Annotated in this window: 24 protein-coding genes; 9 read left to right on the forward strand and 15 right to left on the reverse strand. The window is 61.1% G+C overall.

Going from position 1 to position 24548, the window contains the following annotated elements; genetic code table 11:
- Positions 1-48 precede the first annotated feature (48 nt).
- Positions 49-999, forward strand: coding sequence for a citrulline utilization hydrolase CtlX (ctlX, locus tag MWH26_RS05445; RefSeq protein ID WP_247976384.1), 951 nt, complete (start codon positions 49-51; stop codon positions 997-999).
- Between the two features lie 73 nt (positions 1000-1072).
- Positions 1073-2179, forward strand: a complete 1107-nt coding sequence (locus MWH26_RS05450) for an SPL family radical SAM protein (protein ID WP_247976385.1) — start codon at positions 1073-1075, stop codon at positions 2177-2179.
- Between the two features lie 231 nt (positions 2180-2410).
- Here MWH26_RS05450 and MWH26_RS05455 read toward each other — a convergent pair whose 3' ends face one another.
- From MWH26_RS05455 to MWH26_RS05470, 4 genes are all read right to left on the reverse strand, one after another.
- Positions 2411-3931: a malate:quinone oxidoreductase gene (locus MWH26_RS05455; protein WP_247976386.1), complete on the reverse strand. Its 1521-nt coding sequence runs from the start codon at positions 3929-3931 to the stop codon at positions 2411-2413.
- A 326-nt stretch (positions 3932-4257) separates the two neighbouring features.
- The gene (locus MWH26_RS05460) at positions 4258-5553 is read right to left on the reverse strand and encodes a PAS domain-containing protein (protein WP_247976387.1); all 1296 of its coding nucleotides are present in this window, start codon (positions 5551-5553) and stop codon (positions 4258-4260) included.
- Positions 5554-5580: 27 nt separating this feature from the next.
- Complete coding sequence (locus tag MWH26_RS05465; protein ID WP_247976388.1) at positions 5581-5940, reverse strand: hypothetical protein; 360 nt, start codon at positions 5938-5940, stop codon at positions 5581-5583.
- Between the two features lie 304 nt (positions 5941-6244).
- Positions 6245-6778 (reverse strand): hypothetical protein, encoded by a 534-nt coding sequence (locus MWH26_RS05470; RefSeq protein ID WP_247976389.1) that lies wholly within the window; start codon positions 6776-6778, stop codon positions 6245-6247.
- Positions 6779-7061: 283 nt separating this feature from the next.
- Between MWH26_RS05470 and MWH26_RS05475 the strand changes: the two genes are divergently transcribed.
- The gene (locus MWH26_RS05475) at positions 7062-7796 is read left to right on the forward strand and encodes an SDR family oxidoreductase (protein WP_247976390.1); all 735 of its coding nucleotides are present in this window, start codon (positions 7062-7064) and stop codon (positions 7794-7796) included.
- A 90-nt stretch (positions 7797-7886) separates the two neighbouring features.
- Here MWH26_RS05475 and MWH26_RS05480 read toward each other — a convergent pair whose 3' ends face one another.
- The 3 genes from MWH26_RS05480 to pncA all read right to left on the reverse strand — a co-directional run bounded on the left by MWH26_RS05480 (position 7887) and on the right by pncA (position 10345).
- Complete coding sequence (locus MWH26_RS05480) at positions 7887-8456, reverse strand: GNAT family N-acetyltransferase (RefSeq protein ID WP_244695634.1); 570 nt, start codon at positions 8454-8456, stop codon at positions 7887-7889.
- A 102-nt stretch (positions 8457-8558) separates the two neighbouring features.
- The gene (locus MWH26_RS05485) at positions 8559-9653 is read right to left on the reverse strand and encodes a mechanosensitive ion channel family protein (RefSeq protein ID WP_247976391.1); all 1095 of its coding nucleotides are present in this window, start codon (positions 9651-9653) and stop codon (positions 8559-8561) included.
- Between the two features lie 101 nt (positions 9654-9754).
- Positions 9755-10345, reverse strand: a complete 591-nt coding sequence (gene pncA, locus MWH26_RS05490; protein ID WP_247976392.1) for a bifunctional nicotinamidase/pyrazinamidase — start codon at positions 10343-10345, stop codon at positions 9755-9757.
- A gap of 156 nt (positions 10346-10501) precedes the next feature.
- On the opposite strand from pncA, the gene MWH26_RS05495 reads away from it, so the two are divergent.
- Both MWH26_RS05495 and MWH26_RS05500 read left to right on the forward strand, forming a co-directional pair.
- Positions 10502-10933: a BLUF domain-containing protein gene (locus tag MWH26_RS05495; protein ID WP_247976393.1), complete on the forward strand. Its 432-nt coding sequence runs from the start codon at positions 10502-10504 to the stop codon at positions 10931-10933.
- Positions 10934-11041: 108 nt separating this feature from the next.
- Positions 11042-11971 (forward strand): hypothetical protein, encoded by a 930-nt coding sequence (locus MWH26_RS05500; protein ID WP_247976394.1) that lies wholly within the window; start codon positions 11042-11044, stop codon positions 11969-11971.
- 127 nt (positions 11972-12098) lie between these two features.
- Here the strand turns inward: MWH26_RS05500 and MWH26_RS05505 are convergent, their stop codons facing one another.
- Positions 12099-12617 carry a 2'-5' RNA ligase family protein gene (locus MWH26_RS05505; RefSeq protein WP_247976395.1) on the reverse strand — a complete coding sequence of 173 codons (519 nt, stop codon included), beginning with the start codon at positions 12615-12617 and terminating at the stop codon, positions 12099-12101.
- 151 nt (positions 12618-12768) lie between these two features.
- On the opposite strand from MWH26_RS05505, the gene MWH26_RS05510 reads away from it, so the two are divergent.
- Complete coding sequence (locus tag MWH26_RS05510) at positions 12769-13578, forward strand: class I SAM-dependent methyltransferase (protein ID WP_247976396.1); 810 nt, start codon at positions 12769-12771, stop codon at positions 13576-13578.
- Between the two features lie 81 nt (positions 13579-13659).
- Here MWH26_RS05510 and MWH26_RS05515 read toward each other — a convergent pair whose 3' ends face one another.
- Positions 13660-15216 (reverse strand): T9SS type A sorting domain-containing protein, encoded by a 1557-nt coding sequence (locus MWH26_RS05515; RefSeq protein WP_247976397.1) that lies wholly within the window; start codon positions 15214-15216, stop codon positions 13660-13662.
- 291 nt (positions 15217-15507) lie between these two features.
- Here MWH26_RS05515 and hutI point away from each other — a divergent pair, with 291 nt between their 5' ends.
- Positions 15508-16776, forward strand: a complete 1269-nt coding sequence (hutI, locus tag MWH26_RS05520; RefSeq protein WP_247976398.1) for an imidazolonepropionase — start codon at positions 15508-15510, stop codon at positions 16774-16776.
- Between the two features lie 92 nt (positions 16777-16868).
- Here hutI and MWH26_RS05525 read toward each other — a convergent pair whose 3' ends face one another.
- The 3 genes from MWH26_RS05525 to MWH26_RS05535 are packed head-to-tail and all read right to left on the reverse strand — an operon-like array spanning position 16869 to position 20031.
- The gene (locus MWH26_RS05525) at positions 16869-17849 is read right to left on the reverse strand and encodes a hypothetical protein (protein ID WP_247976399.1); all 981 of its coding nucleotides are present in this window, start codon (positions 17847-17849) and stop codon (positions 16869-16871) included.
- A gap of 27 nt (positions 17850-17876) precedes the next feature.
- Positions 17877-19484: a porin family protein gene (locus MWH26_RS05530; RefSeq protein WP_247976400.1), complete on the reverse strand. Its 1608-nt coding sequence runs from the start codon at positions 19482-19484 to the stop codon at positions 17877-17879.
- Positions 19477-20031, reverse strand: a complete 555-nt coding sequence (locus MWH26_RS05535; protein WP_247976401.1) for an RNA polymerase sigma factor — start codon at positions 20029-20031, stop codon at positions 19477-19479. Before MWH26_RS05535 ends, MWH26_RS05530 begins: the two co-directional genes overlap by 8 nt.
- A gap of 228 nt (positions 20032-20259) precedes the next feature.
- On the opposite strand from MWH26_RS05535, the gene MWH26_RS05540 reads away from it, so the two are divergent.
- Entirely contained in the window at positions 20260-21060 is an 801-nt protein-coding gene (locus tag MWH26_RS05540) for a PhzF family protein (protein ID WP_247976402.1), read from the forward strand.
- A gap of 317 nt (positions 21061-21377) precedes the next feature.
- Here the strand turns inward: MWH26_RS05540 and arsM are convergent, their stop codons facing one another.
- A complete protein-coding gene (gene arsM, locus MWH26_RS05545) occupies positions 21378-22346 on the reverse strand; it encodes an arsenosugar biosynthesis arsenite methyltransferase ArsM (protein ID WP_247976403.1) in 969 nt (322 codons plus the stop codon).
- A 52-nt stretch (positions 22347-22398) separates the two neighbouring features.
- The gene (locus tag MWH26_RS05550) at positions 22399-23211 is read right to left on the reverse strand and encodes a DUF547 domain-containing protein (protein ID WP_247976404.1); all 813 of its coding nucleotides are present in this window, start codon (positions 23209-23211) and stop codon (positions 22399-22401) included.
- Between the two features lie 306 nt (positions 23212-23517).
- Between MWH26_RS05550 and MWH26_RS05555 the strand changes: the two genes are divergently transcribed.
- Positions 23518-24195: an MIP/aquaporin family protein gene (locus tag MWH26_RS05555; protein ID WP_247976405.1), complete on the forward strand. Its 678-nt coding sequence runs from the start codon at positions 23518-23520 to the stop codon at positions 24193-24195.
- Between the two features lie 79 nt (positions 24196-24274).
- On the opposite strand, the gene MWH26_RS05560 is transcribed toward MWH26_RS05555, so the two are convergent.
- Positions 24275-24493, reverse strand: a complete 219-nt coding sequence (locus MWH26_RS05560; protein WP_247976406.1) for a KTSC domain-containing protein — start codon at positions 24491-24493, stop codon at positions 24275-24277.
- Positions 24494-24548: the final 55 nt, after the last annotated feature.

A 24548-nucleotide genomic window follows, 5' to 3' on the forward strand; every position in this document is an offset into this window, starting at 1 on the left:
TCTGCGGGAAGCCTGTTTCTTTGTGCTTCCCACCTAGCCTCCCGCCGCATGCAATCTGCCCGCACCGTCTTCCTTGTCCGGCCCACGCGCTTCACCTTTAACGTCGAAACGGCCCAGTCCAACCACTTCCAGCGGTATATGGCGGGCCTGGATGCGGAGGCTATTCAAGCGCGAGCTTTTGCCGAGTTTGATGCCGTAGTAGCTACGTTGCGCGCCCACCACATGCAGGTACTCGTGTTCGAGGCCCCAGCCGAGCCGCACACCCCTGATGCGGTGTTTCCCAACAACTGGGGCACATTTCACCCCGATGGTCGGGTGCTGCTCTACCCCATGTGTGCCCCCAACCGTCGGCCCGAACGGCGCCCCGACATTCTGGAAACTCTGGGCCAGCATTTTGGTATTCGGGAAGTAGTGGACCTGTCGGAGCACGAACAGGCGGGCCGGTTTCTGGAAGGCACTGGTAGCATTATTTTCGACCATGTGCACCGCATTGCCTACGCTGCGCTGTCGGCCCGCACCGATGAAGGCTTGTTTCGGGAAGTGGCCGCGAAGCTAGGCTATGAGCCCGTTGCCTTCCGGGCCCATGATGCTGATGGCCACGACATCTACCACACCAACGTAATGATGTGCGTGGGGGCCCGCTTTGCCGTGGTGTGCCTGGAAAGCATTACCAACCCCGCCGAGCGCGCCGCCGTGGTAGAGTCGCTTACCCGCACCGGCCACGAGATACTGCCCATCACGCTGGCCCAAGTGGCCTGTTTTGCCGGCAACATGCTCACGCTGCAGCCTAGCCACGGCCCCGAGCTGCTGGCCCTCTCCCAGAGTGCCTACGATGCCCTACGGCCCGAGGAGCGCCAGCTGTTGGAGCAGTACGCCGAGTTGTTGCCGCTTACCATTCCTACCATTGAAACCATTGGTGGCGGCAGTGCCCGCTGCATGCTGGCCGAGGTATTTCTACCCGTTGCTGAACCGGTAGCAGGGCCCCACCGGCAGCAGTAAAAAACCGGCCCGAGGGTAGTAAAATACTAGTTCTGCGGGAGCTATCTGGGGGCGCGTGGTGTTATAACTAGCTATGACAGAACCCCAGCTGTTTCCTTCGCTCGACCTCCTGACGCCCCCCGTTGCTGAAGCGCGTACGCACGCGGCCAAGCTCTGGCTGCCCAAACGGGTAGTGTTTACCCCTGATGCCCTGGACCAGCCTTTCGGCCAGCAGATGCTGGAGCGCGTTACCGCGCACGGCTTAGAAGTAGAGCTGCTAAAAAGCAACCGCCTCACGGGGGTGCGTGGCGAAGACGCCCGCGACACGTACCGCCGCGCCAAAAGCACCCTGGCCGTGGTGTGCGCCCCGCCTAGCTCTCTGCGCTTGCAGCCCACGCCGCCCTCCGCCGACTGGCAGATGAACCTGGCCGAGGGCTGTCCCGCCCACTGCCAGTACTGCTACCTGGCCGGCAGCTTGGCCGGCCCGCCCGTGGTGAAGGTGTTTGCTAACCTGCCTCAACTACTGGAAAATACCCAGGCCTACGAGCAGCCCGGCCGCGTTACCAGCTTCGAGGTGAGTTGCTATACGGATGTGCTGGGCATTGAGCACCTGACCGGCTCCTTGGCCGAATGCATTCGGTATTTTGGGCAGCGCGAAGGCACTCACCTGCGCTTCGTGAGCAAGTACGACCACGTAGACTCCCTGTTGGGGCTGCCCCACCACGGCCGCACGCGTGCCCGCTTTAGTTTAAATGCTGAAGCCGCCGTGCGCAAGTTAGAAGGCGGTACTGCTTCCGTGGAAGCCCGGCTCCGGGCCCTGCGCCAGCTAGCGCTGCCCTCGGAGCAGGGCGGGGGCGGCTACCCGGTAGGTGTGGTGCTGGCACCCATTATGCCCCTGCCGGGCTGGCAGGATGAGTACCGCCACTTGCTCGACCGGCTAGCCGCTACCCTCGATTTCCCCTGCGACCTGACGGCCGAATGCATCACACACCGCTTCACGCCCGGCTCCAAGGATGTGCTGCTGCAGTGGTACCCTAATACTTCCTTAGATTTGGAGGAGGCTACTCGGGCCGTGAAGCGCAACAAGTTTGGTGGTACCAAGTTCGTGTACCAGCCCGCCGACATGCGCACGCTCAAGGAGTTCTTCCACCAGGAATGGCAGCTGCGCTTCCCCAACTCCCCATTGCTCTACTGGACCTAGGTAGTTGGCTTCTGGCTGTCACCCACACTAGCTTGTAGTCACCAGAAACGAGAAGTTGTCATTCCGAATGGAGAGAGGAATCTGGGCTAGCTTCTTAAGTTCGACCCAGATTCTTCACTCCGTTCGGAATGACAACCTTTTTTAAAGCGAATTAAGTTATCGACCGATGATAACAACAAAAGGCCACCCCAACGTTGGGGTGGCCTTTTTTACTTGGGCTGCATCCGAAGGTTAGCGAGCAGTTTCGACGTCAGCTTTCAGGCCAAGTACGGCGCTGGTGTGGGCGCGAATCTCTTGCACTAGGGCCGGATTATCATTCAGGGACTGGCCGAAGGAGGGAATCATTTGACGCAGCTTGGCTTGCCACTCCGGCGTTTGGGCTTTGGCCGGGAAGCAGCGCTGCACCAAACCCAGCATGATGCTGACAGCTGTAGAAGCACCGGGTGAAGCTCCCAGCAAAGCGGCAATAGAGCCATCGGAAGCGGCCACTACCTCGGTTCCAAACTCCAGAACGCCGCCCTCCGTTTCGTGCTTTTTGATAACCTGCACGCGCTGGCCGGCAATTTCCAGTTGCCAGTCCTCAGCCCGAGCTTCGGGCAGGTACTCGCGCAAGGCTGCCAGCCGGTCTTCCGGCGACTGGCGCACCTGGTTGATGAGGTACTTGGTCAGCGGCATATTCTTCAGGCCCGCAAGTATCATGGGGCGCATGTTGCTCAGCTTCACCGACAGGGGTAAATCGAGGTAGGAGCCTTGCTTGAGGAACTTGGTGCTGAAGCCGGCGTACGGGCCGAATAGCAATTCCTGCTTGCCGTTAATCACGCGGGTATCCAGGTGGGGCACCGACATGGGCGGGGAGCCCACGGCCGCCTTGCCGTACACTTTGGCGTGGTGCTGAGCAATAACGGCAGGGTTTACGCACTTCAACCACTGCCCACTCACGGGAAAGCCGCCAAAGCCCGCGCCTTCCGGAATGCCCGACTTGATAAGCAGGGGTAGGGAACCGCCGCCGGCACCAATAAACACGAACGGCGCCCGGATTTTGATGGTAGCATCAGTAGACAAATCCTTGGCTTTCACGCGCCAGATGCCGTCCTCTTTCTGCCGCAGCTTTTCTACGTTGTGGTGAAAGTAGAACGTTACGCCCGGCTTCTGCTGGAGCAGGGTAAACATGCCCCGGGTGAGGGAGCCGAAATTTACGTCGGTGCCCAGGTCCATGCGGGTGGCGGCCACGGGCTGCTGCGGGTCGCGGCCGTGCATCACCAGAGGCATCCACTGCTCCATTTCTTCCCGGCTCTCCGTGAACTCCATGCCCTGAAACAGGGGCGACTGCGTGAGGGCCGCGTGACGTTTGCGCAGGAATTCTACGTTTTTAGCGCCCCACACAAAGCTTAGGTGCGGAATGTGGTTAACAAAGCGCGTCAGCTCCTTTACGGCGTAGGTTTCGGCCAGAAAGGCCCAGAACTGCTTGGACTCCTCGAATTGCTCGGCAATTTTGATGGCCTTGCTGATGTCCACGGAGCCGTCGGGCTTCTCGGGGGTATAGTTCAACTCGCAAAAGGCCGAGTGACCCGTGCCGGCGTTGTTCCAGGCGTCGGAGCTTTCGGCGGCGGCCACATCGAGCCGCTCTATAATGGCGATGGTAAGATCAGGCTGCAACTCCTTCAGCATCATGCCCAAGGTGGCGCTCATGATGCCAGCCCCAATCAGGACCACATCGGCAGACAGGGAAGCAGCGGATTCGGTAGTGCTCATGCGTATTTCGGAATAGGACTTACGAAGTACGGGGAAAGTCAGAAAAGGTGGCTTTTGTTTGCCAAGAAACTGCTTTTCCCGCTTCCCGCGGGGCTCAGGTGAGCCCCGGCAGGTGAGCTAAACACGAGGTAGGGGCGGCTCGTTCCGCGGTGCAAGGCCAGTAAATAGATACAAACAAGGTGTTAAGAGAAACGGGAGTGCCTGCGCCACCGCTCGGCACAGGCACTCCCGCTTTTCTACTCGACGTTGTTGGGCCTCATAGCCAACGGCACGTAAAATCATTCCTCCGCCTTGCCAGTAAGCCCCGGCTAAGGTGCACCAAACTGCTACCTGGCTTCCGGGGTAGGGGGCTGAATCTGGGTTCGGAGCTGCTGCACCTCACGCTCCAGCGCCAACGTGCGGAACGTTACCTTCAGCTCCAAGTCCTGGTAGGAGCGCTCCAGCTGTTCCTGAAGCTGTTTTAGCTCCGTAATGTCGGTGTTGGTGCCAAACCAGCGCAGCACCTGACCTTGCTCATTGCGAATGGGGACGGCCCGGGTCAGAAACCACCGGTACTCGCCCTGGTGGCTGCGCAAAGGGAAGGTCAGCTCCCAGGGCTGCCCAGCCGACCAAGCGGTGCGCACAAATTCCATTACCCGGCCTATGTGGTCGGGATGATGCACCTTTTCCCAGCCCCAGCCGCGCATTTCCTCCAGGTTGCTGCCGGTGTACTCATACCAGCGCTGGTTATACCAGGTGATATTGCCGTCGGGGGCGGCCATCCAGGCCAGCTGGGCAATGGTATCGGCCATGGTGGTGAAGTCGGCCTCGCGCTGGCGCAGGGCTTTTTCAGCTTCGCGCTGACGGGTTACGTCCTGCATGGCCCCAATCATGCGCAGGGGTTGGCCCTCGGCGTTACGGGCTACGTGGCCCCGGTCCATCATGCTGGCGTAGCTGCCATCAGCCCGTTGGAAGCGGTATTCGTCGTGCCAGTCGGTGCGGCCCCCGTCAATGGCTTCGTGGATGCCATGCACCACGCGCTCCGCATCAGCAGGATGAATGTGGTTGTACCACCACTCGGCGGTGGTAAACCGAGCTTCGGGGCCGTAGCCAAGCACCCGCTCTATGGCGGGGTTCCACTTCACCTCGTTGGTAACTAGGTTCCACTCCCAGATGGCGTCGTTGGTAGCCAACGCCGCCAGGGCGTAGCGCTCCTCACTCTGGCTCAGGGTTTCCTGCACCTGTTTGGTGCGGGTGATGTCGGTGATAGTACCAATAAAGCGCGTTGCTTGGGTGTGGGCCGCATCAAAGAAAGCCCGCCCCGTGGCTCGCACCCAGCGTACCTGCCCGCCGTCATGCAGGCCAATGGTGCGGTACTCAATGTCGCAGGTGCCACTACCAGCCGGGTTCAGGGCCTCGGCCACTGCTGCTTCGGTAGCGTCCCGGTCGTCGGGGTGCAGGCCGCGCAGAAAATCGTCGTAGGTGATGGTGGCGGTAGCCGGTAGGCCAAACAACTCCTTGCAGCGCGTCGACCAAATAAGCTCGCCACTGATTGGGTTCAAGTCCCAAGTGCCTACCCCAGCGGCATCCACGGCAGTTTGCAGGCGTTCGTAATCGGGCGAAAAGGCAGTAGGTGTACTCATGCGGGCGGAAAGACGGAAACAGTAAGCTTAAGGCTGCACTAGCTGCAGCTCCATGCCTGAATGAAAGTAAAGGGTAAGGGCCCGCTGGCCGCTCATAGCCGAGCGGCGGAGGCGGGTAACCAGGGCCGTGGTAGTTTGCTCAGGCAGGCTGAGCTGCAGGTAGGGCCGGCTCAGCAGGGCGTCGCGCTCCACCGACCAGTGCCCCACAACCGAGCTATCGTCCAGGACCAGCACCAGCTGCTGGGGCTGCAGCTGCAACTGAGTGGCGCAGGCCAGGGCCGTAGTAGGGTCAGCTTGGCTTAGTACCCGGCTGGCAACCCGCCACGTGCCAGCCAGCTCCTGGTCTGCCACTTGCTGCAGATTAACATCGAGTAAGGTATCTGGCATCGTGATGCGCTGAGTGAATTCGACGACCAAGGTAGCGCATCACCGGCGTTCTATTAGCATCCATTCAAGATAAAAATGCCTCCTAACGATACGTAACGCGGTAAAGAAGCTTGCACACGCTAGCTAAAGCAGAGTTTGCCAGGCGCTTAAGAATGGAGCGTGTGGACGCTGCCCAAAGCCTGGCAGCTGGGCAGCGGAGAGCAGCTGAAAAGGGGTAGCGTATCGTTTGCTGGTCTTCCGGCTACGGCGCCTGCCCGGGCAGTAAGGGCTGGGTTTGGGCGCGTCTTCGGGTTTTGGCAGTGCGCTAGGCGGCTTCGTTGCCGACGGCCTGGCGTGCAGCTTGGTACTGGGCCACCAGGGGCGTGCTGGCTACTACCACGGTAGCATAGCCCTTGGGCATCTCAGTATAGAGAAGGCGCACTTGCGGGTTCGTCCATTGCTGGGCCGAGGTGGCGGCCATCTGGCTGGGGCCGTAGGTGCGGGTAAGCAAGCTATAGATGCCCTGGCAGTTGCTGGAACCCAGCACGCGCACCTCTACGCAGCACAGCAGGCCTTTATAAAAGCCGTAACTGATGCCGGTAACGGCGTAGCCGCCAATGGTTAGGGCCTCGTCGGGGCGGGTGTAGTAGGTGATTTGCGAGGGCACGGAGCGCCGCTCCGGTACCAAGTGCCGAAACCGCTTCAGGGGAGCCCCCAGCCACGCGGCCCGCAAATCCGCCGTTACTTCTTTGTCGCGGATGATGGGGGCCGTCGTCCGGACCGGAGCGCCCGTGCCCGCCTGCACACCAACGGGAGCAGCACTCAGCAGGGGCAGCAGGAAAAGGAGGCAGTGCTTCATGAGCGGGCACCCAGGACAGGGCAGCTTGGTGGGCTGGATATCGAAGGGCGGAAGGTACATAAAAGTGCGGGGCAAACCCGCAGAAAATTTACTTTTTACATTTCGCCCAGTGCCCTGCCGGTGGAGCCCTGTACCGCGCCTGCAGCCTACCCCCGGCAAAGCCGAAGTGGTTGGTGGCTGGCTATGCTGGCAGCCGGTTGGGGCTAGCACATCTTCCGGCTGGGTGCTGTCGTAGGAAGTCAGGGGCCCCAATAGGCGGGCACGTACGCATAACCCCACTGGCATGAACTTGGAAGGAAACACGGTATTAATTACGGGCGGCGCGTCTGGCATTGGGCTGGCGCTGGCCGAGCGGTTTCAGCGGGCCGGCAGCACGGTGCTGGCCGTGGGGCGCCGCGAAGACAAGCTGCAGGAGGCCCGGCAGCAGCTGCCCGGGCTGCTCACCCGGGTCTGCGATGTGGCCGAGGCCGGGGAGCGGGTAGCACTGGTGGAGTGGATTAGCCGCGAACTGCCGCAGCTGAACGTGCTGGTGAACAATGCCGGTATTCAGCGCCGCTTCCAGCTGACAGAGGACGAGGACTGGGAAACCCGGCGGCAGGAGTTGGTGATTAATGTAGAAGCCCCCATTCACCTTACCACCCTGCTGCTTCCGCACCTGCGCCAGAAGCCCCGCCCGGCTATTATCAACGTTACCTCAGGGCTGGCTTTTGCGCCCATGGCCCAGGCTCCCATTTATAGCGCCACCAAGGCGGCCTTGCACTCCTTTACCCTTTCGTTGCGGCACCAGTTGGCGGCTACCCCCATTCAGGTGTTAGAAATTGTGCCGCCTGCCGTAAATACTGACCTGGGCGGGGCCGGCCTGCACACGTGGGGTGTTCCCGTCAACGACTTTGCCGACTCCGTGATGCAGCGCCTCGCGGCCGGCGAGCAAGAGGTAGGCTACGGCAGTTCTGAGGAAATCCGGCGCGCTTCCCGCGAGCAGATAGACGCGCGGTTTCAACTACTAAATAACCGGTAGCAATTGCTGGGCGGGGCCTGTACGCACCGCGAGCGTTAGAAAACCAACTGGTTTTCTAACGCTCGCGGTGCTGGCTACCACGCTTGCCAATTACGCTAGGGCATCAGCGGCCGTGGTAGTGGGAAGGGTCGGGTGTAAAGCGGCCCATTCGTGGTCGAGCATGCTCATTTCCACCAAGCTCCAGTATTCGCCGTCGTACTTGAGGATGTCGCGGGAGCAGCCCTCGCGCTGCATGCCGGCCCGGGTGTAAGCCCGGATGGCCGCCTCGTTAAAGTCGTACACGCCCAGGTCGATGCGGTGCAGATGCAGCTGTTCAAAGCCAAAGCGAAGCACCTCCGTGAGCATGTGGCGCGCAAAGCCCCGGCCCCGGGCCTGCGGATCAATAAACACCCGGCTGATGCGAGCCGAGCTGTTTTTTTGGCTGATGCCGCCCAGGGAAATATGACCAACTACGGTTTCGGTAGTGGTGTCAATGGCCTTGAAAATGAATACGTCCGGGAAGCTCAGGTCATTGGCATCTTGCACGTACCACTCCAGCTTTTCAGGGTTGAGGGGGAAGTTAAACATGGGACCCGACCAGTTCATGAGGAGGTGGGGCGAGTCAATCCAGGCAATAAGTTGGTCGAAATCAGAAGGGGTGAAATATTCCAGGCGGATCATGTAGTAAGAAGCAGCTTACTGCTTCTGGAAATAGTACCAGAGGTAGCCGCATAATCTACAAATATACGCCAGTAATGCCTATTATTAGCCAATTTTACGAAGTTAATCTTCGCTTGGAGCGGGCATAAACGGTTGGTCCTGGGCCTCCACTAGCGTCCGGGTTTTGGGCAGACTTGCGGGGTAGTGCTGCTGAATAAACCCTACAAGCTGTTCGCGTACGGCGCAGCGCAAATCAAAGGCCCGGCTGGAGTTGGAGGCGCTTACCAGGCACCGCAGCTCCAGGGTGCGTTCCTTCGAGTCCGTAACTTGCAGCACGCACACGCGCTGGTCCCAGAGCGGGTTGCTTTGCACCACGCGCTGCAGTTCCGCCCGCACAGCCTCCACGGGAATGGTATAGTCGGTGTACAGAAACACGGTGCCCAGCAGCTGAGCCGTAGTGCGCGTCCAGTTCTGGAAGGGCTTCTCAATGAAATAGTTGAGCGGCAGCACCAGCCGCCGCTCGTCCCAGATGCGCAATACCACGTAGGTAAACGTAATTTCCTCTACCCGGCCCCATTCGCCCTCCACCACCAGCACGTCATCGAGCCGGATGGGCTGGGTGAAGGCAATTTGGAAACCGGCCAGCAGGTTGCTGATGGAGCGCTGAGCCGCAAAACCGATGATGACGCTGGCAATACCGGCCGAAGTCAGCAGCCCGGTGCCAATCTTGCGCACCGTCGCAAAGTTCATCAGAATCAGGGCGGTAGCTACAAAAATGATGAGCGTAATGGCCAGTTTCTTGACGAACTGCAGCTGGGTGAACAGCTTGCGCACCCGCAAATTATCATCGTCGGTGAGGCGGTAGTGGTGCTGCACCAGGTCCTCAACCACATCCACGGTTTTGACCAGGCCCCAGGCGAAGGTAGCGAGCAAGGCCGTTTCCACCAGTCGGCGGGCTACTTCCAGGGCCCGGCCATCGAGGTAGGTTAGCGGAAGCAGGAAAGAAAGTACCAGAATAGGGATAAACCAGGCGCTGGGCTGACTCAGGTGCAGCAGCACCGATTGGGCTAGGAGGGACGGCTCGCGGCGGTGATAGGCTCCCAACAGCCAGAAAGCCAGCCGTTTCAGTAGCCACCCCAGCAGCAAGCTGCCTAGCACCACGCCCACCGTGTACACCAGCAGCCGTAGCCGCTCCAAATCAGGAAAGAAATCAGCCATAGCAGGGCCCCCGCCGGGCAGTAACGGCCCGGCAGGGGCCTTTTTCTACCCTGAACTTGTCGGAAAGGTTAGCCTGGCAGTAACCCGACCGGTCCGCGCGCCTAGCTCATGCGGGCCCCGCGCCGCACCAGCTCCTGCCGGGCCTGGGCGTATCCTTCGGGGGAAATAGCGCGGGTAGCTGCTTCCAGAAACGTCACGGCAAAACCCTCCTGCAAGGCGTCGAGGGCCGAAAAGTTAACGCAGTAATCAGCGGCGAGTCCACACACGTGCACTTCCCGTACGCCGCGGCCGCGCAGGTAGTCGGCCAGGCCGGTGCTCTTGCGGTGGCCGTTGTCGAAAAAGCCGCTGTAGGAGTCAATTTCCGGGTTCGTGCCCTTGCGGAAGATGGCCTCAATGCGGTGCTGGTTCAGACCTGGGCTGAACTCGGCACCAGCCGTGCCCTGCACGCAATGGTCGGGCCAGAGGGTTTGGGGTAGCCCGTGCAGGTCAATGTGCTCGAAGGGGTGGCGGCCGGGATGCTGGCTGGCAAAGCTTTGATGGTCAGCGGGGTGCCAATCCTGGGTGGCTACCACCAGCTCGTACTGGTTCTGCAGTTGATTTACTACTGACAGAATTTCGTGGCCACCTGCCACGGCCAGGGAGCCACCGGGCAGAAAATCGTTTTGGATATCAATTAGCAGCAGGGCTTGCATAGGTGTCAGGAGAAAAACAGGATGGTTGGATTTTGCCGGCCCAAATTAGGAAGCTGGGAAATCAAATAGGGATGAAAACAAGTCGACTGCAGTAGCACTCAGTGCGTATTTTTTAGGACAATGTTGCTCGGTTAAAGAACATTCCTATTCTCTCCCATGAGTTTACTTCATCATCTTATTTATCAAAGTAACGTTGTGGCCCGACTTTCGGCGTCGGAGTTAGGCAGATTACTGGAACAATGCCGCTCTCATAACCAGCAGGCCGATATTACGGGCGTGTTGTTGCACGATGGCAACCGGTTTTTGGGGGTACTGGAAGGGACGCCGGCGGCCATAGCAGCCGTCTTCAACCGCATTGAGGCGGATTGCCGCCACACCGGCGTGCAGGTGCTGGCCGATGGCCCCATCTCGCACCGGCAGTTTGCCTGCTGGACCATGGGCCTGGTGGACGACGTAAGCCAGCCCGGCGGCGGGGTAGGCGACGAGACCATTCCGTGCATGCACACCGTCACCGATGCGGCCTTGTGGCTGCTGCTGCGGGAGTTTCAGGTGGGGGCGGGGCGTCCGCTTCTTTTACTGCCTAGCTGAGGGACGCCGCGTTGGCGCGGCGCGCATGGCCCCGGTTTCCTGCCTACCTTGCGGGCTGTGGGCCCAGGCCGCGCCGCTGGTGGCTGGGTTGCGGGCCTCCTCGTGCGTATGACTCTGTTTGCTACCCCGCGTATTCTCTGGCTGCTTAGTTCGCTGACTGTGCCACTCGTCAGCCCGGCTCAAGGCTCTGGCCCGGCCCGGGCGGTAGCAGGTACCCAAGTATGGCTGACTCCCCCGCCCGGCTTCACGCCCGCGGCGGGCTTGTCGGGCTTCCGGCGGGGCGGGGCCGTGTTGCAGGTGTATGATTTGAAGGGCAGTAACTATTACCGCCAAGCTGCCGGCTTCAACCCGGCGCGGTTTGAAGCCCGGGGCGGCAAGGTGCTCGACTTTCGGGAAGTAGCGGGCACCTACCCGGCCCGACTGGTGCGGGTGCAACTCGGGGCGGCCCAGGAATCAGCCCAGCTCCTCTTCGGCGACTCCACCTTCGCGGTGCTGCTGGATGCGCGCTACCCCGCCGCCGATACGGCCACGGCTACGGCCCTGCGCCGCAGCCTACTCACGGCCACCTACCAGAAGGACGGTTCGGCTGGCGCTACTTCCCTTGCCAACGCGGTATTTGCCCTGGAAGAGAAAAAGTCGCCGTTTGCCCTAGCGGGAGCCCAAAATGGGCAGTACATCTACGCGCTGGGTGGGCAGCGCCGCGCCGACTACGGCACCGAGCCCGTGGTAACGATTACTACCCTGCCCTACAACCCGTCGCTCACCGCCGCCGATATCAGCCAGCAGGCCCTGGCCCGTCGGGCTGGCCTCACGGGCTACTCGGCGCGCAAAATGTCCTCCACTAAAGTAAACGAGCTGGTTACCTACGAAACCGAGGGTTTTGCCCAGTTACAGGGTCAGCGGGTGCTGGTGTACCAACAGGTCAGCATTATTGGTAGCACGGCGGTGGCCATGCAGGGCGTGGCCCGGCAGGACTTCGAAACTGCCCTGGCTCAGTTCAAAGCCCTGACCCACACCATCACGGCCCGCAAGAAATAAGCAGGTGCCGCTGCAAGGAAAAAGCTCCGGCTTTGCCGCTACATCCACTGGGCCTCGTTGCGCGTGGCCCTGACAGTCTGAGCCTTTTGTCGGCCATTTTCTAGCAAACTTGCGCGCCGAGCAGTGCTTACTCTGTAAAAGCAAACTGCGCCAACTGCTGCCAGGGGCCGTTCTGGTAGGCCCACAACGTGAGGCCGATGCCCGTGGCTTCGAACGGGACGAACTGCGCCGCTAGTTCTTGGTGCAGGGCGCGGGCTACGGCGGGGTCTACCTTGTTTTGTACCGTTACGTGGGGCTTGAGGCGTTGCTGGTCCTGGGGTGTCAGCCAGGCGGCCCAGGTAGTTTGCAGCTGCTTGTGCAGGTGCTGCAAGTCGGGGTTCTGCAACTCATACGCTACCCCGCGCCCCAGAAACCGCAGGCCCGTAACCTGCAGGGGCAGCACGGGAGAGCGGGCCGCTACCTGCGCCAAGTAAGCAGCAATGGCGGGGGCCTCAGGGCCCGGCAGGTGGTGAAACAGGGTGACGTGGGCGTGCAGGTAGTTGCGCTCGGGCGGGAAGTGCAGCTGGCGCAACTCATTGAAGTGGACTTGCGCAGCAGCATCAAGCGTGAGCGTCAGGATGAGGGGCGCGGTGGTAGGAGCAAGCATGGAACAGGAGGGGTTGAATCAGCAGTACGGACTACTGCCTTGACCAGGACAAGAAGGACGCCGAAAAACCGCAGTATCAGCGCACCAACCGGCTACCCTGTGGGAGGGCTGCGGTAGTTCCGAGGCAAAGTAAAGCCTGTATCTTGCCCCCATGCCTGACCACCCTACCTATCTGGAGCTTAACCGCAGGCTCTGGAACGCTAAAACGGAGTACCACCTGCGCTCCGAGTTCTACGATGTAGCCGGCTTTCGGCAGGGCCAATCCTCGCTCAAGGAAATTGAGCTGGCCCTGCTAGGCGACGTACGCGGGCAGCGCGTGCTGCACCTGCAATGTCATTTCGGCCAAGATACCCTTTCCCTGGCCCGGCTGGGGGCCCACGTAACGGGCGTCGACCTTTCGGACGAGGGAATAAAGGCCGCCCGCCACTTGGCCGCCGACTTGCAGCTGCCCGCCGAGTTCGTGTGCTGCGACGTGTACAGCCTGCCGGCGCATTTGCCTTCCGAGCCCGGCTTCGACCTGGTGTACACTACCTACGGCGTACTAGGCTGGCTCCCCGATTTGGACCGCTGGGCGGCGGTAGTAAGCCGCTACCTCCGGCCCGGGGGGCGGTTGCTGCTAGTGGAAATGCACCCGGTGGTCTGGATGTTCGACAGCCAGTTTACGCGAGTCGAGTACAGCTACTTCAATCGGGAAACCATCGAAGAAACGACCGTTGGCACCTACGCCGAGCCCGGGGCACCGCTCGCCAATCCATCCGTATCCTGGAACCACGACCTGGGCGAAGTGCTGGGCAGCCTGCGCCGGCAGGGCGTGGAGCTGGCCGACTTTCAGGAGTACGACTTTTCGCCTTATAACTGCTTTGCCGGCATGCAGGAAACCACACCCGGCCGCTTCCAACTTGCGGCCCTGCCCGGCAAGCTGCCGCTTATTTACTCCCTCGTTATGCATCGGCCCGCGTAACTGCCTACCACAGCATACTCAAGCACTACGCCCACGGCAGTACCGCGGGCGTAGTGCTTGGGGTAGTAAAGGGTGAAAGGGCTAGTTACCGGCGCCGGCCAACACTACTCGGGTGGTGCTGGTAACGCCGGCCTGCTGCACCCGCAGCAGGTACAGCCCGGGCGCCAGCCCTTGGGTGAGTAATTGCACCGGGTTGCTGCTCGCGCCAGATTGTACGTGGCGCACCACTTGGCCGCGGGCGTTGAGCAAGTCCAGGGTGCCGGGCAGTTCCGGGGCTGGGAGTTGTACCCGCAGTTCTTCCCGGGCGGGGTTGGGGTAAGCGGTTACGGCCAGCGCTTCGGTGCTTACCACCTGCACCGAAGAGTAGGCCACGCTGCCATCCACATCGTGCATGGCCAGGCGGTAGTAGGCCCGTCCGGCTAGGGGGTGAGGGTCGGTGGCGGTGTAGCGTTGGCCGCTGGGCCGGTTGCTGGCCTTCACCCGCGCTACGGGCTGCCAGTCGGTGGTCGTGGCGCTGCGTTCCACGGCAAAGTAAGCAGCCAAATGCTCGCTGGATGTCTGCCAGCGCAGCTGCACCCCGCTTCCCGTGCGCGCCGCCGAGAAGCTAACGAGGGTAACGGGCAAGGGTAGGGCGCCGGGCAAGCTCACGGCGTCGCCGCGGGAGCAGCCGAAAGCGGAGCCGTAGGAGCTGCCCGAATAGTTGCCAGTGAGGCGGTCAATCTTATAAATAGTGCCCCCGTCAGCATCCACGGCGTACACGTTGCCGTCGCGGTCCGTGAACATGGAGCCGATGTTTTGCTGGGTTGGAATGGGGGCAGTGGGAATGGTAGTAGTGCCAGCCGGAGCTGTAGCGGGGTTGCGAATGGTCAGGAACTTGTCTTCTAGCCCCAGGTAGCTAACCAGGTTACCAGTGCGCACGTCATATACCCAATCCTGAATACCGCCCTCCGGTACCGGGCCGCTGCCCCCGCTGGTCAGGTAGGCCTGCACCTGGCCCTGGTACGTGGCTACCACGGCGGCCGTAGCGGGATCGGAGGTGTCTAGGGTGTGCCAGACCGGCGTGGCCGTGCTGAAGGGCGCCAGCTGCACCGTCCCGACGTACAGGCGCAGGTCGGCAATTCGGAGGGCACCCGTGAACAGGTTGGCAATTACCCGGGCCGTGGCCCCGCCCACGTAGTACTCGGAGCTGGCCCCGCCGTCGCCGATAAAGTTGAAGGTTTGACGGATGGTGCGCGCCTCAAATTCCGGGAAGCTCACCGCCGATAGGCCCGTGGTAGGAGTTGGCGGCGGGGTCACGGTGCCCAGGCTGGTGGCTTGCGCCGTACCAAGAGCCACCTGGTACAGGGTAGGGGGCGTGTCGAAATTGGCCATTGTAACGGGCTGCTGCACGCTCATGGCGTAGAGGCTCGTTGGGTTGGCATCATCGAAACCCAGGGCGTTCAAAATCAGGGGAGTAGTACCGTCTAGTACGGTTCCGATGGGAGTCAGGGAGCCATCGGTATTTACCTGCTGCAACACCGAGGGGTTACCCGCGCTGGCTGGGCAGGGAGCCGTAACTGCGTAGCTATTGGTGGGTAGCTGCGCCCAGCCCGCATGGCCACCCAGCAGTACGAACAAGGAGAGTAGGGTTTTCTTCATTTGGGAAAGGACCAAGGGTGTATGAAAAGTAGTAAGTAGCTGAATGCTTATGCATTACTCTGTAAGTAAGATAAGCACAGACGGACTATAAACTGTAGTTTCCCAGGAATGGATGCGTATTTCCCACGTTATTTTTTACAATTCACAAGGGAAATATTCCATCTGGCTAGTAAAAGTCATACACTCAGCAAACTGGCTCCCGCCGAAGCGGCGAGCAAGCTGAACCGGCAGGGGCAGTCAGGATCTGTGCATATTTAGCTCACTAACCACACGCTACACTCCGGGCTGGCTATGTCCTACACCTTGCTCATTCGCCATTGCCACCACCTGCTGACCATGGCCGGACCCGACTCCAGCCGCCCCCTGGCGGGCGCGAACCTGGGCGAGTGGCGCAGCATTTCGGATGGCTACGTGGCCTGCCGCCACAACCGGATTGTAGCCCTGGGGCCGATGGCAGAACTAGATGAAACGCAGGTAACGCCAGAAACGGAAGTGTTGGAGGCCCAGGGCCGGGTTGTGATGCCCGGGCTAGTGGAGTGCCACACTCACCTGGTGTTCGGCGGAAATCGGGCCGCGGAGTTTCAGCGCAAGCTCCAGGGCGAGTCGTACCTGGATATTCTGGCTGGCGGGGGCGGCATTCTGAGCACGGTGCGTGCCACTCGCGCCGCCTCTGAGGCCGAGCTGCTGGCCCATGCCCTCCACCACCTGGCCGGCTTCCGCCGCTACGGCGTCACAACCATAGAGGCCAAAAGCGGCTACGGGTTGGACGTGGCCACCGAACTTCGCCTGCTCCGGGTAACCCAGCAAGCCGCCACGTTGCAACCCGCCCGGGTGGTGGCTACCTTCCTGGGAGCCCACGTGCCCGGCCCCGAGTACCACGGGCGTCCCGCCGAGTACCTGAACATGCTAGCAGCGGATGTGCTACCCCAGCTAGACCCCCGCCAAATTCCCTTCGTGGACATTTTCTGCGAACAGGGCGCTTTTTCCGTGGATGAGTCGCGCCGCTACTTGCGGCGAGCCCGGGAGTTGGGCTTTGGGCTGAAAATTCACGCCGAGCAACTGCATGACCTGGGTGGCTGCGAAATGGCCGCGGCCCTGGGCGCCGTGAGCGTAGACCATTGCGACTACCTGACGCCGGCCGGCGCCGCCCGCATAGCGGCCCTGTCGGGGGGGCGCACGGTGGGCGTGCTACTGCCGCTGGTGCCGCTGTTTCTGCGCCAAGAGCAGTACGCGCCGGGCCGGCAGTTTATTGAGGCCGGGTTGCCAGTTGCCATTAGCACCGATTTTAACCCCGGCTCCTGTCCCAGCAAAAACCTGTGGCTGGCCTTGTCGGTAGCCTGCCTAAAAATGGGCCTGACGCCTCGGGAGGCCCTGGCCGCGGTTACGCTCAATGCCGCCTGGGCCATCGGGCAGCAAGAAGAGTGCGGCAGCCTGGAGCCCGGCAAGCGCGCCGACATGCTGGTGCTGAACGTACCCACGGCCGAGGAAATACCTTACTGGCTAGGCGAAAACCCCGTGCGTGAGGTCATCATTGGTGGCGTGCGGCAGCAGCGTGAATAAGTAGCCGGCAGTTGCGTTGGCGGCGCACTAAAAAGCCCGGCTACCGAAGCAGCCGGGCATAATAATGCATTCAACAATCTAATTAGCACGAATTATAGAGTAGCTAAATCAGCTACCAAGGCAGCCGTGGTAGTTTCCTTGAGCACTGGGCTGAAACGGGTGCCCGCCGCTATTAGGCCATCCTGACGACCATAGTAGAGCTTGCCCCCAACAGTTTGAATAACAACTATGCTCACGGCTGCGCCGGCCGGCGCCCCGTTGGTCCGGAAGGTGCCGGGGGCCGTAAAGTCGCAGACGCGCACGCTGCCATTAAAGGAGCGGAAGGCAGCAAACACCATAGTATTTTGCTGCGGATCGATGCCCGGGCCGGCCACGTCGACTATAATGGGCTGGGGGCTGGGCGTACCATAGAACCGGTCGCAGTTAAACCAGCCAATGCCGGCATCAAACAACACTTTCCCAATCTCAAGCTGGTAGCCGGTAGGCGTGGGGCTCAGGCTAGATTGCGAATCCGAATTAAGGAACCAGGTAAAACAGTTGGTGGCCGTGGCGCCAGGTACGGGAGCCACAAACAGGCGCATAGAATCCCGACTGGCCAGGTTGGGTGGGTTCTGGGTCTGAATCTGGATGGTAGTACCGGGGCTGAGGCGCAGGCTAGAGTCCTGGGCTGGCCGCAGGTACACTTCGCCCGCCGATTCCAGCAGTTGCCCGTAGGCCACCGTAGGCCGGTTGCTAAGAATCATGCCGGCCTTACCGAATATTTCCCGCAGCTCCAGGGCCACCGGCGTGGTAACTGGCTGCCCATTGGCCCGCACGAAGGCCCGGGCGGGAATGGTTACCCTAGTGCCCAAGGCTCCGGTAAACTGATTTTGGCGGGTGGGGTCGTAGGTAAGCTGCTGGGTAGGAGCGCCAAGCTGGGTCAGCACCTCCGTAATGCTAGCCGGAGTGCCCGGGCCGGGAGCGGGAGTGCTGCCATCCTCACAAATAATTAGGTCGGAGCCGGAGTTGCAGCCAGAGAGCAACGGCAGCGCCAGTAGCAGGGCCGAGTAAAGGAAATTCTTACGCTGAGTCATAATACGATGGGTTATTGGATATAAGAATTAGCGTTTGCGCGGGTCTAGGTCCCAGGAGTAGCCCGCTTGGATGCCCAAGCTCCAGGGGCGGCGGGCGGCGCGCCCCGAGGCCTGTTCAGTGAGGGAGTTCAAAAACAGCTGGCCCTGCGGTCGAATTGTAAGCCACTGACCCGGAGCAAATTGGTAGTTGGCAAAAACTCCGGCGTTCAGCAGCAGGCTCGTCCGCGCAAAAGGGTTAGTAATACCCACACCAGGTTGCCACTGCCGTTGCGAGCAGTTACAGGCGGTGCCCTCCGTGGTGCGCGCGCCGGTAAGCAGGGCCATTGTGCCGCCACCCAGCACGCCCACTCGCCAGCGGTGGTTGCCCTGTAGGGTGTATTGAACCTGCAGGGGCACGGTTATAAACCGGTACACGTCGCGGAACTTGATGGCCCGGCTCACTGCGCTGTCTTGGCCGGACTTGCTGAGCTGGTAGCGCAGGGCGGTAGCATACTCCGCGTAGCCTAACCCTGCCGAAACAGTAAGCTGGCGGGTAAGGGCGTAGGCACCACTGGCCTGTGCCGAGAAGCCCATGCTTGGGCGCTCTAGCTGCTCTAGCTGCGTGGCTCCGCTGCCCACCGCCCGGTAAGTGAGCCCGGTGCCGGCTAGCAGTTGGGCGCTCCAACCGCGCAGCAGCAGTTCCCGTCGTGAAGGCCGGGCGCGGGGGCGGCGCTTGGTCCGCACCTCCGGTTCATCTTGAGGGAAGGCTGGGGGGCGAACCGCTAGTAAAGCCAACGGCTCGTTGCTAATCCGGGCAGCGGTGGTTGGCGCCGTCCGCTTCGCAAAATCCTGCCCCGAGCCAAGCTTAGAAGCGGGGCGGTTTTCTGCGCGCTGACCTGCTACCCCTCGGCGAGCCGGGGCAGAAGAGCGGCCAGTTAAGCTCGAAGCAACTGTGCGGGCGGAGGTTTCCCGGTTAACCGCGGCCGTCTCCCGATAGCGGGCAAACGGAGCCCGGCGCGGGCGGGCCGCCGAAGCAATGCGGCTCCCGAACAGGGTAGCTACCCCTGCTTTACGCTGGGAAGCAGAAGCCTGCTCAGGTGTGGTGGCTGGTGGTGTAGCGAGTTTCTTGCCTTCAGGGTAGGGAATGGGCTCAGGCACTGGTCGGGGGGAAGGCCACAGAACCAGACCGTTGCGGCGGCGAAGCGGACGGAGGGGAGCAGTAAGACTAGCAAAAGCCTCCTCCTCCGCCAACTGCCCGACCTCGGTCTTGGCCGCGCTTATAGCTGCCGGAGCGGCCAGCGCCACATCTGCCGCTACGGGCCCCGATTTCAAGAACGCTTCCTTAGCGCCAGAAGCAGTAGGGGCTGCCGGTTGAGCCCGGCCAGCAGGCTGTTTTTTCCCTCGAAAGAGCGTAAACCAGTTGTCGCTAGGGACTGTCGTCGGGGCGGATTGTTGCCCGGTACGCGTGCCCAGGGTCAGGCAGATGAGGGCGGTAGCCAAGAGTAGTAGGGCTACCAGGGGCCGGCGTCGGCGCCGGGGCTGGGCGGGTAGCTGCTCCTGGATGCTGGCCCAGAGGCCTTCCGGGGGGGCGCTGCCGTAGCCTTCCAGTTTGCGGCGTAAGTCGTGGTAAAGGTCTTCCGATTCGTGTTCAGTCATTGTAGTGAGGCGTATGAGCCTGCAGGAGCAGGCGTTCTTCCAGCAGACGGCGGGCCCGGGAAAGCTGGGATTTGCTGGTGTTTTCCGAAATGCCTAGTAGTTCCCCAATCTCGGCGTGCGAGTAGCCCTCAATGGCGTACAGGTTCAGCACAGTGCGGTAGCCCGGGGGCAGCTGACTCATCAGCCGCACCACATCCTCCGCCGAGAGTTGATCGAAGGGCGTGCCATCCGGGTGGTGCAGGTCGGCGGCTTCCTCATACTCCGTGTGCGGGCCGCGCTGCTGGTGCTGGTGCCAGAGGTTGAGGGAGGTAGTAACGGCAATGCGCCGGGCCCAGGCTTCAAAAGGCCCCTGCCCCCGAAACTGGTCGAGGCGGGTGAAAACCTTGACGAACGTGAGCTGGAGGGCATCCTCGGCTTCGGCCCGGGAAGGGCAATAGCGCAGGCATACGCCCATCAACTGGTAGCTCAGCCGCTCGTACAAGGCCCGTTGCGCCGCGGGGTTTCCTCGTCGGCATCCCTCCAATAATATGTCAATAGGATCAGGCATAGGCAGCCGCGGATAAAAGGGGTAGGATGTCGTACGCTAGCGTTCTGCAGCCATGACCGGCTCCACCGCACCGGGGTTGCGTGGTGGTTTAATTATTTTCTGAATCCTATATTCTGGGCTGGCTGCAGCTCCTACCTAGCACGGCCCCGGCATGCATTTAAGGCCGGAACCTGTAGCTTCGGCGTCTGATCTGTTTTGCTGAACCATCCTTTACCCTTCGCCGTCATCATGCTCCAGCCCCTCTACCAAGTCGATGCCTTTACCGACCGGCCCTTTGCCGGCAATCCGGCCGCCGTATGCCCGCTCACGGCCTGGCTGCCCGCTGAAACCATGCAGGCCATTGCCGCCGAAAACAACCTGGCCGAAACGGCCTTCTTCGTGCCCAAAGCAGGCAATGAGTACGAGATCCGCTGGTTTACGCCCGCCGTGGAAGTAGAGCTGTGCGGGCACGCTACCCTGGCCTCGGCACACGTATTGTACCGTCACCTCAATTTTCAGGGCCCGGAAATTGTGTTTCACTCGAAAAGCGGTCCGTTGCGCGTAAGTCAGGGCACAGAAGGCCGGCTGACTCTTGATTTTCCGGCTCGCCCGCCCCAGCCCTTCAGCACCCACCCCGATGGCCTGCTAGATGGATTGCGGGCTACTCCGCTCAGCATGCACGCCGGCCCCGATTTGGTGTGCGTGTTCAACTCGGAAGCCGAAGTGCGGGCCTTGCACCCTGATATGGGCCACCTAGCCAAAGTGGAGTACCGCGCCGTTATTGCCACCGCCCCCGGCACCAACGGTATTGACTTTGTGTCGCGCTTTTTTGGACCCCGCGTGGGCGTGCCCGAAGACCCGGTAACCGGCTCGGCCCACACTACCCTGGTGCCCTACTGGGCTGAGCGCCTAAACAAAACTACTTTCCACGCCCGCCAGGTATCAGCCCGCGGCGGCGACCTGTGGTGTGAGCTGCGTGGCAACCGGGTGCTGATGAGCGGCTACGCCGTGACCTACCTGAAAGGCGAAATTGAAATAGGCGCCGCGTAAGCCAGTCGCACATCAATTTGCTACCTACCACAAAAGCCCGGAGTTGCAGCTAATTCACGCAGCTACAACTCCGGGCTTTTCGGTTTGAAAAAGCTACCGAAAACAAGTTAAAGTTTTGGTAATGAGCCAAATAATGCCGCCATGCAAAGGTGGAGCCAATGCATGACGGTCTTGTTGTAATTGAAACCTTTAGGTTATACTTTATGGCCTATACTAGGCGGTTGCTACTTGCAGAAAGGGCATCCTGTTGCCACTCAAGCAGTCAATTGCGCCGCTAGTTCTACCGCTTGTCGTGCCGGGCTTTGGGCGGCTTCGGCCTAGCAGCACCCGCCGCCGTCGTAGAAGTAGGTGGAGGGCGACACGAAAATATCAGTGCGGCCCAGGGCCAGGAGGGCGCCGGCGGTTTTGTCGCACACGGCTAGGGGTTGGTTTTGCAGTAGCGTGTGGCCTTTTTGGTCGTCGAAAAGCTCATCGGGGCCGTAGTAAATGGCGGTGCGGCCGGTAAAAATGCAGGGACCATCAGCGGGCATGGGGTCCTTAATGGCGCACACTTCCACGCTTTCAATGTAAATCAGCTCCTCGGTAGCGTAATGCTGGGGCGAGAGCACCCGGTAGGCGCGCTTGGCTCGTACTTCCATCGTTCCAAAGCCCACGGAGGTAATCAGGTCTAGGTATTGCTGCAGGGGTAAGGAGCCGGTGAGGCACAGGGCCCGCAGCCGCTCGTCGGCGCGTAGTTCCTCGCTCATGGGCTGCTCGCAGGTAGGGTCCGACATGACGAGGCGACCGTGGGGCTTGAGCACCCGGTAGGTTTCCTGCAGGGCGCGGCGCAAATCATCGAGCTTGAAGATATTGAACAGGCAGTTTTGGGCCGCTACGTCCACGCTCTCGTCGGGCACGGGCAGGTGCAGGGCGTCGCCGGCCCGCAACTCCACAAACTCGCGGCGAAACCACTCGTTTTGAGCCTCCGCTTCCAGCATGTTGGCGCGGGAAGCCTCCAGCATTTCCGGCACCACGTCCACGCCAATCACCGCGCCCGGGCGCCGACTGAAGTAGGCAAACTGCAGCAACTCCATGCCGCCGCCCACGCCCACGTACAGCACCGTGGGGCTACCCGTCAGGTCGCGCGGGTTCACGGTGCTGCCGCAGCCGTAGTTCATGGACAGCATGCGCTGCGGAATGCGCAGGCCGGGCAGCTGCCACACGGGGTTGGTGGTGCAGCATAGCCCCACCTGGGGCTCCTGGGCCGCCTGGCGGTACACATCGGCGGTGGTTTCTAAGTAGCTCATATGACGAAAGAGGTAGAAGGAAAGGCTTTGAAAGAGGTCTGGGCAGAGTTGATTACTGCTTGTTCAGGTTCCAGTTATAGTCTAGGTAAGAAATCTGCGCGTTGTCGTTCATTTTGATGGCGGAGTACCGGTTCACCCATTTCGCCACCGACTGCCCGTTCTTTTCCCAGTCGCCCTTGTACCAATCGAAGTATTTGGAAAGCTGGGACTTTGTTTTGCCGACCTTATTTTTGGCCTTATTATTTAGAAAGTCCCGGCCTTGGTCGTCGAGCTGCTTATCGAGCCGGGCGGCCGTATAGGCCTCCGAGCGCAGACGGGGGCAGGAAATAGAGGCGCACACCAAAGCGAAATGAATGCGCGGGTCATCGTACTGCTTGCGCAGGATGTTGTGCTCAATGTGGTCGAGGCTCATCTTCTCGCCCCCAATGCTGAAGAACTTAGCTGCCCAGGGCGTATTCACGAGCGGAATCTGGATTTTCGAGCCAATATCCTTGATGCTCTGCAGGGGGTAATGGTCCAGAATAAGGCGGATGGTATAGGCATTGTAGGCGTTAATCCAGTAGGCCATCTGCTCGGGCTTGCTCCAGCTGGCGGCCGGCGGGTTCTTGCTGAGTAGGGCCAGGTACTGGTTGAATTCCTTCTCGTCGGCCTTAAAGCCCACGTAGCTAACCAAACCTTGCCCATTGACGTGTTTTTTCAGCAGCCGCTCATAAGGGCTGTGGTCCACGGGGGCGCTGGCGGCGAGAGAGTTCCGGAAGGTGCGGGGGTGGGCCGCGGGCCCTGGAAAGGCTCGGCGGGGGAGCGAGCCGGCGGCCAGTAGCGGCACCGCCAGCAGCAGCAACAGGGACTTGGTTGAGTTCTTCATTGGAGCAGACATACGGCAAATTAGGTCGCCGAAGATGCAACTCGGACAAACTTCGGCTGTGGCTACCTACATAAGGCTCGGCAGGTGGCGTACACCTACAGCTAGCAACTGCTATACTAGCTGTCTGTTCAGCTCAATGGCGTTTATTTCTGCCGTTGCTATTCCGCCGGTGTCTATCTTCCGGCCTACTCGTAACGGCTGGGGTGCCCCCAGGCGGTATCCTCATAACAAACGACTATCCATGCCCCAACCCGTTCCGTTCCGTGCCCACCGGTGGGCGACTTGTGCTTTTTTTGGCGTTTCTGTATGAGAACCATGCTTCGTCATTGCCTGCTGGCTGAGGCCTTGGGCACGGCCGTGCTGCTGGTGTTCGGCACCGGGGCGGCGGTGGTAAATGAGCAAACGCAGGCCCTGGGTCACGGTGGTGTGGCCGCTGCTTTCGGGCTGGTCGTGCTGGTCCTGATTCAGGGGCTGGGCCACGTGAGCGGGGCCCACGTCAACCCGGCCGTAACGGTGGGCTTCTGGGCAGCGGGGCGCTTTCCGGGTGGGCGGGTGCTGCCTTACGTAGCAGCGCAGGTGGTGGGGGCCGTGGTGGGTAGCGGGCTGGTCCGGCTGTTAGCTACGCCGGGCTCCACGCTGGGGGCCACCCTGCCGGCCCACGGCGCGGCTCAGGCCTTCGGGGTAGAGCTGTTCCTGAGCTTCTGGCTGATGCTAGTGATTCTGCGCGTGACGTCCAGCTTCTATGAGCAAGGGCTGCTGGTGGGCCTAACCATTAGTGCCACCGTGGCGCTAGAGGCCTTGGTGGGCGGCCCGCTCAGTGGGGCCTCCATGAACCCGGCTCGCTCCCTGGCCCCGGCCCTCGTCAGCGGGCATCTGGAGGCGTTCTGGGTGTACCTGGTGGCGCCGGTAGCGGGCATGCTTCTGGCTGTAGTCACCGACCGACTCTTGGAACTGCGCGAGCCACCCCAACCGCCCGCGGCATAAGCAGAGTTGACCCATTCACGCCGCATCACAAAATACGAAAGAGAAACCTAGGCTAGGGTAAGGGCTTCAACGGCAGCGGCTATCCGCGTACCTGCTCACGGGAATAGCCGCCGCGCTCCACTACCTGCTCCACGAACATGGCCTTGCCCGGAATGTGCAGCAGCGCCTCGTAAATAGCAGCCGGCACCCCCGTGTAGCGCACCAGCCCGCCGTGGCGATACTCTATTTCCAGCGTAAGGGTAGCAGCATCGTAGCCCACGGCTTTCAGCGAGGTAGAGCGGATAGGACGGCGTTGCATGGAGGGGTAGGTGATTGGTTGTTTATGGGTAATATGCAAAGGTGTATGAGCTTTC

It is taken from the genome of Hymenobacter sublimis, assembly GCF_023101345.1.
GTDB lineage: Bacteria > Bacteroidota > Bacteroidia > Cytophagales > Hymenobacteraceae > Hymenobacter > Hymenobacter sublimis.